This window comes from Acinetobacter sp. YH16032 (assembly GCF_013417345.1).
In the GTDB taxonomy this organism is placed as follows: domain Bacteria; phylum Pseudomonadota; class Gammaproteobacteria; order Pseudomonadales; family Moraxellaceae; genus Acinetobacter.
This window is the reverse complement of sequence record NZ_VPEE01000044.1, coordinates 1-13,453: the sequence shown is the minus strand read 5'-3', so window position 1 is coordinate 13,453 and position 13,453 is coordinate 1. Positions and strand designations below refer to the sequence as shown.

General features: G+C 33.8%; 10 protein-coding genes. 9 read left to right on the top strand and 1 reads right to left on the bottom strand.

All coding sequences use genetic code 11. The annotated features are described in order from the left end of the window. Nucleotides 1–397 precede the first annotated feature (397 nt). On the bottom strand, nucleotides 398–631 hold the full coding sequence (locus tag FTV32_RS14750; protein ID WP_180029047.1) for a hypothetical protein: 234 nt from the start codon (nucleotides 629–631) through the stop codon (nucleotides 398–400). Nucleotides 632–736: 105 nt separating this feature from the next. Between FTV32_RS14750 and FTV32_RS14745 the strand changes: the two genes are divergently transcribed. From FTV32_RS14745 to FTV32_RS14705, 9 genes are all read left to right on the top strand, one after another. Further along, nucleotides 737–1,021, top strand: coding sequence for a LexA family transcriptional regulator (locus FTV32_RS14745; protein ID WP_180029046.1), 285 nt, complete (start codon nucleotides 737–739; stop codon nucleotides 1,019–1,021). A 125-nt stretch (nucleotides 1,022–1,146) separates the two neighbouring features. Further along, complete coding sequence (locus FTV32_RS14740) at nucleotides 1,147–3,201, top strand: hypothetical protein (protein WP_180029045.1); 2,055 nt, start codon at nucleotides 1,147–1,149, stop codon at nucleotides 3,199–3,201. Beyond that, nucleotides 3,202–5,871, top strand: coding sequence for a toprim domain-containing protein (locus tag FTV32_RS14735; protein ID WP_180029044.1), 2,670 nt, complete (start codon nucleotides 3,202–3,204; stop codon nucleotides 5,869–5,871). Between the two features lie 114 nt (nucleotides 5,872–5,985). Then, the gene (locus FTV32_RS14730) at nucleotides 5,986–8,700 is read left to right on the top strand and encodes a class I SAM-dependent DNA methyltransferase (protein WP_180029043.1); all 2,715 of its coding nucleotides are present in this window, start codon (nucleotides 5,986–5,988) and stop codon (nucleotides 8,698–8,700) included. Then, complete coding sequence (locus FTV32_RS14725; protein WP_180029042.1) at nucleotides 8,678–10,609, top strand: DEAD/DEAH box helicase; 1,932 nt, start codon at nucleotides 8,678–8,680, stop codon at nucleotides 10,607–10,609. Before FTV32_RS14730 ends, FTV32_RS14725 begins: the two co-directional genes overlap by 23 nt. A 3-nt stretch (nucleotides 10,610–10,612) precedes the next feature. Next, nucleotides 10,613–10,900: a hypothetical protein gene (locus tag FTV32_RS14720; RefSeq protein ID WP_004890073.1), complete on the top strand. Its 288-nt coding sequence runs from the start codon at nucleotides 10,613–10,615 to the stop codon at nucleotides 10,898–10,900. Between the two features lie 4 nt (nucleotides 10,901–10,904). Further along, complete coding sequence (locus FTV32_RS14715; RefSeq protein ID WP_180029041.1) at nucleotides 10,905–11,819, top strand: GIY-YIG nuclease family protein; 915 nt, start codon at nucleotides 10,905–10,907, stop codon at nucleotides 11,817–11,819. Between the two features lie 184 nt (nucleotides 11,820–12,003). Next, entirely contained in the window at nucleotides 12,004–12,621 is a 618-nt protein-coding gene (locus FTV32_RS14710) for an AAA family ATPase (protein ID WP_180029040.1), read from the top strand. Next, the gene (locus tag FTV32_RS14705) at nucleotides 12,621–13,016 is read left to right on the top strand and encodes a hypothetical protein (RefSeq protein ID WP_000147423.1); all 396 of its coding nucleotides are present in this window, start codon (nucleotides 12,621–12,623) and stop codon (nucleotides 13,014–13,016) included. Before FTV32_RS14710 ends, FTV32_RS14705 begins: the two co-directional genes overlap by 1 nt. The last annotated feature ends 437 nt before the right edge of the window (nucleotides 13,017–13,453 follow it).

The following is a 13,453-nucleotide window of genomic DNA, read 5'->3' as shown; positions in this document are numbered from 1 at the left end:
TAAAAAAAAATAAAAGCGTGTCAATTTTAAACATAAGTATTTGTTATTAAATAATAAATATCCTAGACATGGTGTAAAAAAGCATGTCAGTAATATTTTACATAAAAAATAATATATATATATATATCATATACTTATATTTATAACTAATTATGACACGCTATTGTGACACGCATTTTTTTTACTGGATTCACTTTAACTGACATGAAAAAAAGCATGTCAAAGGCATGTCAAGTAGCATGTCAAACAGAAAATTTACTTAAATAATTGTATTTTATTTATTTTTTTATTTATTGTGACACGCTTTTTGATTGTGACACGCTTTTTGAAGGTTCTATAATTTTCTTTTCTACAGGTAGAAATATATAAAAATGTTCAACCTAGCTTTTATTACCTGTTATTCATACTCCTTAAGGTAATTCTTCAATCGATTTTGCACTAATTTTTCAGTTAAATTCTCTTTATAGCTAAAGTAGATAATATCCACACCATTAATTTTACTGAGTCGGAGCTTTTCCTTATCCCTTTGTTTTGTTCTTTTTAAACCTTCTTCTCCCCCAAATAGATCAACAGCTACATAGTGTTGTTGTCCTTGATATTCGATAGCTAAATTTAGCTCTAGCAAAGGCATTGAGGGAGGTTATAACTAAAGCGTCTCTTTTTCTCTAAATTTATGTACAAAGTATTGTACAAACTGTATTTAAAAGGTAGTATCGAATGGATATAGGAGTCATGTATGATAGGTCAGTTACCAATATTAACGGATCGACAACTTTCTTTGCTTGTTTATCTTTATAAGTATTTAAACGAAAACCGTTATATGCCAACTCGTAGGGAAATTGCTCAGCATTTGGACCTGAATTCTGATAATTCCACTCCTTATGTGAATGCGTTAATAAAAAAAGGTTACTTACAAAAAACTGGAGAAAGAGCTAGAAGAAATATTGTTTTGACAGAAGCCGCTTATGAAAAATTAAGCCTTGAAAACTTAGATGAAGTAAATTCTGAAATCACAAAATAGAAAAAGCACCAGTGCGGGAAACACTGATGCTTTTGGTAATCTTTCTAACGTGGCGTTAGAGCTGAGATTATCTCATATCTATTTGTGTATTTCAAATCAACCGACTTGTTACACGGGGATTTGTTATGCAACCAACATCAGCTTATAGCGAAGCTGTATTCCATAAGCATTCTTTTAATGAGCTTTTGCTTAATGTAGAGCGAGTTATAAGAAAGCACTATCAACTATCAAAAACCGAAGATTATATTCATCGGAAAAACAAGAGTGCAAAAAGAGCATTAAATATCTTCATGGATCGATTCAATCCCGATTTTAAGAATGATCCTATAGATATATTGAAATCTGATGAATTTGAAGATCAGTTAGAATTATATTTTTCTGAAACCATTGCACATTTGGATATTGAAGTTCGTTATATCTATAGAGGGATATTGCGTTTTATCAATGATGAAATTGTTGTCTTACATGGCACAAAGCATTGGGTTAAAGACAATTTTGGTTTTGATCAAAATGCTGATGCCATAACTCGCTTTAGAATGTGCATAGATAATATCTATACCTTGTATGAAAAAGGGTATAAGCAATATAAAGATGAAAAGAAATATAAAGTCGTTGCTACAGCAGTCAATAGTTATTGCAAGGCTGAATATCTGAGTGAAATTTTCTTACGGAAGGCATATAGCGGTTATCGACCATTACCTCTTTTCACTGATATAGATGAAAAACCTGAATTTTTTTACAAGAAAAAATACTCACCTTATGTGATTATTCGAGCACTAGAAAAAATATCGTTAGCACCAGAGGGATATTTAACTTCGGTTATTCAGCCTATTCTTGTTTCAGATGTTTCTAAAAAAACTAAATCAAAATTTTCTCGACAGCCAAATTTTGATTTCACCTTAATTACTGAGCGTCTTAAATCCGAAATTTATTTATATGCCAAATATAAAACAGACATATTTACGGATAAGAAAAGGAATGAAAGTTGGAAGATTCGGCCTTCTAAGAAAAAGGCATCAGCTAATATTTTAACTTCAACTTGTGTAACTCATTTAACTGTCTTATATGAGGACAAATACATTCCATCTTTAGGGGTGTTTATTGGCAATTTGATGAATTTAATTAGATATGCTGTTGAATCAAAAACAATTACTGATCCAAATGACATTACTTTATTTAATTTGGTAAAACCATCTTTAATCCAGTCGCTTATCAATAGTGTGGTTATTAAAGGCAAGCCAGTTGTGCAGACTTATCTTCGTCTGATTACTACTTTTTCTTGTATGTGGAAGCCTGAATCATGTTTCTTTTCTGAATATCGGACTGAATTAGGTCTTGAGCTAAGTGAAGAAGAACTTATAGAAATGGCTAAAGAATATTATCCATTATTTGAGTCACTTAGACAGACCACAGGAAGCCTGTTAACTCTTAGTCCAAACTCTACCAAGATAAAAAATAGGTCTATTACAGATTTACCCGATCCTTCTATATACGTTCGAAAAGCCTTGTCTAAAGCTAAACAGGTTTTAGCTGCTCATGTTGGCTATCGCTCAGAATTAGAAGATACTGAGAAATCAGAGTACCCAACAGCAGTGCTTAGTAGAAATATCACTATTGTTTCTTGTTTATTAGAACTCCCTTTGCGAGCTAGAAACTGGTCAGACATGAAATTAGGTTATATACCTGATGGTGAATGCATATATAAAAACCAAGATGGTTTATATGAAATCCATATACCAAAACATTGTTTCAAAAACTTTGATCAAGAAATCATTCCTGAAAATTTCGTCCATACATTTTCTAAAAGAACATCAGCAGTAATAGCTACCTATTTGAATAAAGATAGGGCAACTTTCAAAGGTAGCGAAGACTCACCTTATTTTATGGTATCAACTCGTTCTCCTTATTTGACCATTAGATCTCTATCAAGAGTTATTGAGGAATTCTTCAATATGTATGGAGATCAAAAAATTAAAAAAGGTGGAATTCGTATTCACTTTTTCAGGGATATTGTTGCCACTTCCTTCCTTAAACAATTTCCTGGCGCATACGCTCATGCAGGAAGATTGTTGTTAGATAGTGAAGAAACAATGAAACAGAACTATGGACACTTACAGCCAAAAGATGCTCTTTCATTGTGGCAAGCTCACAATGAAAGCAAGATGTTGGAGGGCGCATAAATGACTGATAATACTTTTAAAATAGTTGCTTCTGCCCTTAACCATAATATTGAAAGAGTTGTTGCTCATTTATTCCCAAATGGAAAAAAAGAAGGGAATTATTGGGTAACTGGTGATGTATTTGACACTCCTGCAACTGGTGGGGGAAGTTTTAAAATTGGTCTGAAAGGCAAATATTTAGGTATTTGCCGTGATTTTAATGGCGATGATAAAAGTTACGATTTAATTGATGCATGGGCGCTTCGTTTTTCTTTGAATAAGTCAGAAGCCTTGAATGAGGCTGCTAAATTTTTATCCTTAACTCAAGACATTCCAGTTAAGAAAGAAAGTGTTGCTACTAAAACTAAAAAGCCTGCTGAAATCATACAAAAACCAATTAATCAAAACTGGAATCAAAAACTGGTTAGTCGATTACGGTCTAATCCATTAGCTTTAGAGTATCTGCATAAAAGATCACTAACTAACGAAACCATTCAGGAATTCAAATTAGGCTTAACTCATCCTTATACTAATCGGGATGGTATTGTTTTAAGTGATGCCTTAGCTGTTCCTATACGCAAAATGGATGGAAGTTTTTCAAGCCACCATGCATTTTATACAATTGAGGGAGTGACTAAAAATCCAGTTGATAAGAATGGCTGGATGAAAGGTAAACCCCAAGTTTATTTCACACATGCATTTCGTAAGCAAAAAAAACTAATTGTCTGCGAGGGAATTAAAGACGCATGGGTGGTATATCAAAACCTAAAAAAACATGATCTGTTATCTCAATTTTTAGTGTGTACAGGTACACATGGATCTTCTATTCCTGATGAAATGAAGAACCCAAATTTTTGGACTAAATTTGAGAAAATCTATTTCGGCCATGATCATGATTCAGCAGGGAATAAGATGGCCGAAAAACTCTCTGAATTCGTCCCATTAGAGTGTTATAGACTTGTCTGCCCTTCCCACTATGCACTTGTTAAATATAACGGTGATGGCTCTGAAAAGCCTGAAAGTGAATGGGGTGCTGACTGGACTGACTTTTTCTCACTTGATGGTTGTATAGAGGAATTTTTATCCTTAATTGAAGATGCACCAGTTATTTCTATCGATATTCAAGAAGAAGAAACTACCTTATCGGAAGGGCGATTTACTGTCGCTCCTGTTGATATTAATGGCGCTTATATCAATAAGAAAATGTATTATCCAGTTCAAACTTTAGTGCGCCAAAAGCAAACGGATGACTATCAGAATACTTATTTTGTTGAAAGGTATGAAACAGTAGTTGTCAGATCCGATGCTACAGTACATAAGGCTGTACTCTCTCCTGCGCCTAAAGGCACTCCTGAATCTGAGAGAGTTATTAGATTATCAGATGGAACTCTAATTAGATCAGCTCCTAAACCTAATGAGTTTGGTACATGGAATTGGTCTAGCATCAACGACTATTTGAATGATCGCTCAAATGTTAGAAAGACAGCAGATATATTTAAAGATGTTTATCAGATCCTAAAAAAATCTGTTTGGCTACCTGTTGAAGAAGATTACACAATTCTAGCCTTAACCGTTTTAGCTACTTATATTCAGAATATCTTCGAGTCTGTGCCACTTCTATTTTTGAATGGCCCTGCGGGATCAGGAAAATCCCAAACAGGAATTATCATGTCGAAATTATCTTGTAATGGCACAGTCATAGGTCAAGTGTCGGCAGCTACAGCAGCTCGCCATATTGATGCTGCTAGGGGGTTTGTTGTTTTTGATGATCTTGAGGGGATTGCTAGTAAAGCAGGGAGAGATGGTGGTCAGTTTAGCGAGTTGGTTCAAGCCCTAAAGGTTTCATATAACAAGCATACAGCAGAGAAAATTTGGACAGACGTAAAAACCATGCGTACGGAACGCCTTAATTTCTTTGGTATCAAACTCATCAGTAATACAAGTGGAGCTGACGATATTCTAAGTACACGAATGCTTAGAATCCAAACCCGACACATGCCTGAAACTGAGCAAGGCAATATTCATAAATTTGGTGTAAATGAGTTCAAGCGCATTGAGAAACTAAGACAAGAATTGCACACATGGGCATTTAAGAATTGTGTCTTTATTGACGATCTAGCAGCTCAATCCAATGAAAAAAGTGGGCGATTTGATGAAATTGCATTACCACTTAGAGTTATTGCGAAATTAGTATCAAATGAGTGTGAGAAGGAATTAGAAGTTGCTCTAGCTAAGCAAAAAACAGTTGTGGTCGAAACTAATGATCCTATTGAAACACTAAAAGAAGCAGCAAAAAATTTAATAAAAGAAGGCTTCATTCAGTTCACTATTACTCAGGTTATCTTAGAGCTAAGAACCTTACTTGATGAAAACTATGGTGCAGGTATGACTAATGAAATTCCTGAGTGGCAAAGACCTGAATGGGTTGGCCGACAGTTGAGAACATTAGGTCTCCTTGACACTAAGGATTTAGGACGGGCTTCTTTGTTTGGCAAGCGACTCAAAATCATGCAATTTAATGAATATGCCATTAATGAAGTGGTTCAGGAACTTGGTGCGACTATTAACGACTTTAGAGAACCTTTTGATTTCTGTAAGGGATGCCAAACATGCCCTTATGCAAATAGCACTTGTGAATTACGTCCACAACGATTACAGCAAGAACAGAAGGCGAAATCCAATTATAGTTAATCAGTTATAGATTTATGATAGAACTATAGTGGTTCTAAAATAAACCTATAATAGAACTATCATAGGTTTATTTTTAAATTTTAAAAATTAAATTTTAGATGGTTATCATATCGTATGAACATTGTGCAAATTGAAGAAAATGTTAAACAGCTCATCCATAAAATTGCTCAAGATGAGCTAAATAAACAAGACTTTATCTATGAGTTGCTTTTAGCTTATGGGCATCGTAGCCAAACTATTGGACGAGTGCGTAATGGTGAGCGTAATTTAGCTGAAGATAAGGAAAACACCGTTTTTTGGAAGCGTCAGCTTTATTTTAAGATCGCAAGACAACAGGATCTACATGTTCTTATCGATGAAATGATGAAAGAGAAGCGAACTGAAACCAACAAAATTCGTTTCTTGATTGTGACCGACTTTAAAACTATTTTAGCCATTGATACAAAAACAAATGATCCATTAGACGTTCCTTTCGCTGACTTAGCGAAGAAATTTGATTTTTTCTTGCCTTGGGCAGGCATGGAAAAAGCTGTATATCAGGGTGAAAACCATGCGGATGTTAAGGCTGCTGAAAAACTAGCAAAGCTATTTGACGAAATTAAAGCCGATAATTTTGATGAAAATGACTTAAATAATAAAGATAACTTACATCAACTCAATATTTTCTTATCTCGACTTTTATTTTGTTATTTTGCTGAAGATACCGAAATTTTTAAGAACAAACAGTTCACTTCGGCAATATCAAAGAGTAATGAAGATGGATCAGATTTATCAGCTTTAATTGGTCGATTATTTAAAGTGTTAAACCAATCAACTGAAGATCGTGAAGCAGATTTACCTGACTACTTAGCAGATTTTCCTTATGTAAATGGTGGTTTGTTTAAAGATGATATTCAAGTTCCAAAATTTACTCGTAAATCACGTAGGATTTTAATTGAGTGTGGCGCTGAATTAGATTGGTCTGATATTAATCCTGATATTTTTGGTTCTATGTTCCAAGCAGTTGTTCATACTGAACAGCGTAGTACGATGGGACAGCATTACACTTCAGTTCCCAATATTATGAAGGTGATTGAACCTTTATTTTTAAATGATCTATATGAAGAATTGGAGAAAAACCAAGACAGTATTAATAAGCTATTAAAATTACAGCAACAGTTAGGGAAACTCAATTTTTTTGACCCTGCCTGTGGTTCAGGTAATTTCCTTATTATTGCGTATAAAGAACTTCGTAAGTTTGAAATGGAGCTTTTGAAGCGTGTTCAAGAATTAGAATTAGAAAAAACAGGTCAATTTTCAAAACCTTTTTCAGTGATTCAGGTTTCACAATTTTATGGAATAGAAATTGATGATTTTGCACATGAAGTGGCTATTCTTTCACTTTGGTTAGCAGAACACCAAATGAATTTAATATTTAAGTTCGAGTTTGGCTATACCGCTGCATCATTGCCATTAAAGGAAAAAGGTAACATCATATGTGCTAATGCACTAAGAATTGATTGGCAGGAATTATTTAAAATTCAAAAAAATGAAAATATATATCTTTTAGGCAACCCTCCTTTTGTTAACTATAGTGATCGAAATGCTTCTCAAAAAGAGGACATGGAGAATGTTCTTAGCCCTCTAGGAAGTGTAATGAGATTAGATTATGTAGCATGCTGGTTTAAAAAGGGAATTGATTTTGTATCAAGCTTTAAAGACTCATCATTAGCATTTGTATCAACTAATTCAATTTGCCAAGGTGAACAAGTACAACTTCTGTGGCCTTATCTCGACAAAAAAAAATGTATTATTAATTTTGCATACCAAACTTTTAAATGGACTAATAATGCAAGATCAAAAGCTGGTGTTTCATGTGTGGTTATTGGAATAAAAAAACAAGCTGATCAGTGTTTTATCTATAGTGTTGAAGGTCTTATTATCAAAACTAATTATATTAACCATTATTTAGAGCCTGATAAGAGTGTAAGTATTGTAAAGCAAAAAAAATCAATATCTAATTTACCTGAAATGATTTTGGGTAGTAGCCCAATTGATGGCGGTTGTTTGACCCTTTCAGAAGAAGAAAAGGAAAAAATAATAAGTATTGATAAAAAATCAATTTCTTACATAAAACCATTTATTGGGGGAGCTGACTTTATAGATGGTATTAAAAGATATTGTATATGGATAGATGATGATAAAATTGAAGATGCTCTATCCATATTACCAATAAATCAGCGGGTACAAGAGTGTAAAAACTGGAGAATGCATGCAGGACGAGATGCCCAAAAGGGTATAAATATTCCGCATAGGTTCTTTTATAGAAAATTTCAGCCAAACAAGGTTGCTGTAGTGTTACCTATGACTAGCTCTGAGAGAAGGGAGTATTTTCCTGTAGGGCTAATTTCAGAAAATATAATTCCAAGTAACGGTGTATTGGTAATATATGACTATGAACCATATATATTCTCAATTTTATCTTCAAAAATGCATATGCTATGGGCTAAAAGTGTAGCAGGAAAACTTGAAAGTCGTATTAGATATTCAAATACGCTTACTTACAATACTTTCCCAATTCCAAAGTTAACTACAGTCGATATAAATAATCTTAATGCTGCTGCATTCAATATTTTAGAAGTGAGGGAAAAGTTTAGTCATCAAGTATTAGCCGATTTATACGATCCAGATACTATGCCGATTGAACTTAAAGAAGCACATTTAAAAAATGATGTAATAATCGAAAATCTATACGCCAAGCAAGAATTTCAAAATGATGACCAGCGTATTGAAGCTATGTTTAATTTATATTCAAAAATGGTAAAAAATGAAAAATTTAGTAGAGGTTAATTACCAACAAACAGGGGAAAGTACCTCAGTCAATAATATGGGCATGAGAGCGATGCAAGCTCGTGCCTTTCAATCTCGTAATAGTCAGTATTTACTCTTAAAAGCCCCTCCTGCATCAGGTAAGTCTCGTGCATTAATGTTTTTGGGTTTAGACAAGATACATAACCAAGGGTTGAGCAAAGTTATTGTAGCCGTACCTGAACGCTCTATTGGTGGCTCATTTGCCAGTACTAAGCTGAGCGAAAGTGGCTTTTTTGCAGATTGGGATATTAAACCTGAAAATAATTTATGTACTGCGGGTGGCGATAAAAGCAAAGTAAAAGCCTTTAAACGCTTTATGGGAGGTACAGATCAAATTTTAGTATGTACACATGCCACACTAAGATTTGCTTTTGAAGAACTCGAAGATCATGTATTTGACAATACATTAGTTGCAATTGATGAATTCCATCATGTTTCAGCCGATGCTGACAATATTCTAGGTACTGTTCTTAAATCTTTGATGGACAATACCACGGCTCATATTGTTGCGATGACAGGTTCATACTTCCGTGGCGATAGCGTTCCTGTACTTACGCCTGAAGATGAAGCGAAGTTTGATAAAGTTTCTTTTAACTATTACGAGCAACTCAATGGCTATAGCTATTTAAAGTCATTAAGCATTGGTTATCACTTCTATAAAGGACGTTACTTTGCAAAAGATGATGAAGGCGTTATTGCAATTGCAGAAGTACTAGATACCGATAAAAAAACCATCATTCATATTCCGAACGTAAATTCAGGTGAATCAACCAAAGATAAATATGATGAGGTGGATGCGATCCTCGAAATCATTGGTGAATTTGTCGCTAAAGATCCTGATACTGGAATTATCACCGTCAAACGTGCAGATGGTAAGATTTTAAAAGTAGCGGACCTCGTTGAAGAAGATGGTCGTGATAAAGTTGTTGAATATCTACGTAACATTAAAACCGTAGATGATCTTGATCTCATCATCGCCCTAGGCATGGCGAAGGAAGGCTTTGACTGGCAATTCTGTGAACATGCTTTAACGATTGGTTATCGTGGCTCTTTAACTGAAATTGTGCAGATTGTGGGACGTTGTACACGAGATAGCTCGAACAAATCACATGCGCAATTTACTAATCTTATTGCTAAACCTGATGCACAGGATACTGAAGTTAAATTTGCAGTAAACAATATGCTGAAAGCAATTACTGCATCTTTATTAATGGAACAAATACTCGCACCAAACTTCAAATTTAAAACCAAACGTGATGATGAGGATATTGTTCCATCAGGTACGCTTACGATCAAAGGTTTTAAAGAACCAAGTACAGCAAAAACAAAGGCTATTATTGAAAATGATCTTGTGGACCTAAAAGCAGCGATTCTTCAAGATGCTAAAGTGATTGCAGGTTCAGCAGGTAAGGTTGAGCCTGAAGTGGTGAATAAAGTCCTTATCCCTAAGATTATCCAAACAAAATATCCTGACTTAACGAAAGCTGAACTTGAAGAAGTGAGTCAATATTTAGTCGTTAACTCAGTGATTAGCACAGCAGAAGTCAAAGAAGTTGGTGATAAAAAATTTATTCGTATGGCGGATAAATTTATCAATATCGAAGACCTGAATATTGATTTAATTCAATCTGTGAATCCATTCCAAAAAGCGTTTGAAATCCTATCAAAAGAAGTCACAGTCAATGTACTAAAATTGATTAAGGAAGCAATTGAAGCAACTAAGATTAGTATGACTCAAGAAGAAGCCATTGAGCTATGGCCTAAGTTAAAAGCCTTCAAAGTTCAGTTTGGTCGTGAGCCTAGTCTAGAATCAAACAACTTAATTGAAAAACGATTAGCTGAATGCCTAATTTATATTCGTGAGCAACGTAGAAGAGCTGGAGTGTAATACGTGGAAGATTTTAGCTGGCTTCAAGATATGATTGCTGATGATGACTTAGGTCTTTTAAACGTAAAAAAAAAGACGTCTGCTCTAACGGCTGATGAACAATTAGTCTCTAAGTTTAATGAAATTAATAATTTTGTGACACAGCATGGGCGTGTACCTGCGAAAAATATGGCAAATATCACTGAATATATGCTCGCTAGCCGCCTAGAAGCGATGAAAGCCAATCCAGAGCAATACATGGCTTTAGCAGATTATGATGAACATAATTTGCTGCCACAACATCAGGATTAAAGATATGTCAGATATTAAATCACTTGAAGATATTTTTAACGATGATGATCTAGGTTTGCTTGATGATGGTAAAGATGGTGACATCTTTAAAATTAAGCATGTGCTTGTCCAACGTGCAGCAGCAGATGAAGTTGCTAAACGTAAACGCTGTAAGGACTTTGATCAATTTGAGCATCTATTTAAAGATGTTCACAGAGAGCTTCGAGAAGGTAAGCGTAAGCTATTACCATTTCATGATAAAAGTTATCAGCTCGAAAAAGGCAGTTACTATGTATTAAATGGTCTATTAATTTATTTAGCAGACTTTACATTTACTAGGGAGGACAAGACAGTAAATAATGTCCGAACTAGGAAAGATGGTAGAACACGCACTATCTTTGAGAATGGTACTGAATCAACTATGCTGTACCGTTCATTAGCTAAAGCATTATATAAAGATGGACGTATTGTTTCAGAAACCAATGAGCAAGCAAATTCCAATTTCTACACTAATTTTGGCGGTATCACTGAGGATGATACATCAACAGGTTATATTTATATTTTAAAATCTAAAAGTACAGATCCACGTATCCAATCATACGATCATCTTTACAAAATTGGTTTTGCAACAACAACTGTTGATAAACGTATTGCGAATGCAAAAAAAGAACCTACTTATTTGATGGCTGATGTTGAAGTCATTGCTGAGTATCAGGCTTTCAATATTAATCCTCAAAAATTTGAATATTACCTACATGCCTTTTTTGGTGAATCTTGTCTTGATTTATTGGTCGCAGATAAGCAGGGTAAAAATCATCAACCGAAAGAGTGGTTTATTGCACCTTTAAATGTGATTCAACAAGCCGTTGAATTATTAGTAAATAGCCAAATTATGAATTACAAATACAATAAATTCACAAAAGAGATAGAATTAAAATAGTTCTATTATAGCCCTATAATAGAACTACAATAGAACTATAATAGAACTATAATAGAACTATAATAGGGTTATAAAACAACTAAAAACTATTTATTTTAATTTTATTAATGTTCTATAATGCAACTTAAATAACCTATTGGTATATTCCTTCTATCCCTAGAAATATCTGAAAGAGTGAGAATAAATGGCTGAAATAATTACTATTGCTAGTAGAAAGGGTGGGGTTGGAAAAACCACTATTGCAATAAATATGGTTGTTGCTTTAAGCAATAAAGGTAAAACTTTATTGGTAGACGCTGATGAACAACAATCTGCTATGAAATGGAATAAGCATCGGAAAGAAAAGATAGATGCTACATCCATACATAAGGATCTAATTGCTGAGTTGGAAAAACTAGATGGGGAGTATCAGTACATTCTCATAGATGTTGCTGGCCGTGATTCTGAAATATTTAGAGAAGCACTTCTTATCAGTGACAAGCTAATCGTACCCACTCAAGCAAGTCTTCTTGATTTAGATGTAATCCCTTATCTAAATGAAAAGGTTAAAACAGCTAAAAAAACCAATCCAAACTTGGTTTCAATGGTTGTGATTAATAGAGCATCAACCAATGCCAAATCCAATGAAACAGAGCAGGCAAGAGAATTTGTTGCTGATTATGAGGAATTCAAGTTATTGCAAACCACATTGCATGAACGAAAACAGTATAGAGATGCAGTTCTTGAATCAAAGAGTGTTCTTGAGATGGCGGCATCTAAAGCTAAAGACGAATTAAATCAATTTCTAATTGAGGTACTGTGATGACTGGAAATAATACAAGCAACAAGTTTAAAGCTGCTAGAGAGAACAAGGATTTTGTGCAAGACGTTAATTCAGATGCAGCAGATCCAATGCCTAAACAAATTACTGTTACTAGCAGAAATAAAAGTCAAATAACCCTTGAGCAAAATACCCTAAGTCAACGAGAGAGATCCAGAGTTAAAAATGGTAGGAACTTAACGATTCCACTATTTGCAGAAGAACTTTTGATTATAGAAACTGCTGTTGAAAGCCTTTCTCAAAAAGAAGATGTTTCTATCAATAGCTTCATTAGAAGTATCGTTCTTGATAAGTGTAAGAAGGTGATAGGAAAAGATGCCTTCGATAAATTAAATGAAAACAAGCTAAATGTTGTTAAAGCAAAAAAAGAAAAGTAGGAAAAGGAAACATTAGCCAGGATAAGATAGTGTTTGATTATCACACTATCTTTCCTACTCTACGCAAAATACTTTTTTTTAATAAACATTGGAAAACATATTAACTTATTGAAAATAAATGAATTTATATAGAAAAAAATTGACATATTATGCATCATCACACAGCGCGGGTGACTCATAGTATGGAAATCTAATTTATATATATTTCAAATACTTAAAGTATATTCCTTTGTTAATTGAGAAATATGGAGATATTGGAAAGGTCAAAAAAGTAGAAAAGAGCTATAGTAGAATAATAAAATTAAAATAATAAAAAAAAATAAAAGCGTGTCAATTTTAAACATAAGTATTTGTTATTAAATAATAAATATCCTAGACATGGTGTAAAAAAGCATGTCAGTAATATTTTACATAAAAAATAATATATATATATATAT

What these genes read in the sequence shown, in the direction of transcription:
- FTV32_RS14750 (WP_180029047.1), bottom strand. Translation starts at nt 631, where the DNA reads ATGCCTTTGCTAGAGCTAAATTTAGCTATCGAATATCAAGGACAACAA.
- FTV32_RS14745 (WP_180029046.1), top strand. Translation starts at nt 737, where the DNA reads ATGATAGGTCAGTTACCAATATTAACGGATCGACAACTTTCTTTGCTT.
- FTV32_RS14740 (WP_180029045.1), top strand. Translation starts at nt 1,147, where the DNA reads ATGCAACCAACATCAGCTTATAGCGAAGCTGTATTCCATAAGCATTCT.
- FTV32_RS14735 (WP_180029044.1), top strand. Translation starts at nt 3,202, where the DNA reads ATGACTGATAATACTTTTAAAATAGTTGCTTCTGCCCTTAACCATAAT.
- FTV32_RS14730 (WP_180029043.1), top strand. Translation starts at nt 5,986, where the DNA reads ATGAACATTGTGCAAATTGAAGAAAATGTTAAACAGCTCATCCATAAA.
- FTV32_RS14725 (WP_180029042.1), top strand. Translation starts at nt 8,678, where the DNA reads ATGAAAAATTTAGTAGAGGTTAATTACCAACAAACAGGGGAAAGTACC.
- FTV32_RS14715 (WP_180029041.1), top strand. Translation starts at nt 10,905, where the DNA reads ATGTCAGATATTAAATCACTTGAAGATATTTTTAACGATGATGATCTA.
- FTV32_RS14710 (WP_180029040.1), top strand. Translation starts at nt 12,004, where the DNA reads ATGGCTGAAATAATTACTATTGCTAGTAGAAAGGGTGGGGTTGGAAAA.
- FTV32_RS14705 (WP_000147423.1), top strand. Translation starts at nt 12,621, where the DNA reads ATGACTGGAAATAATACAAGCAACAAGTTTAAAGCTGCTAGAGAGAAC.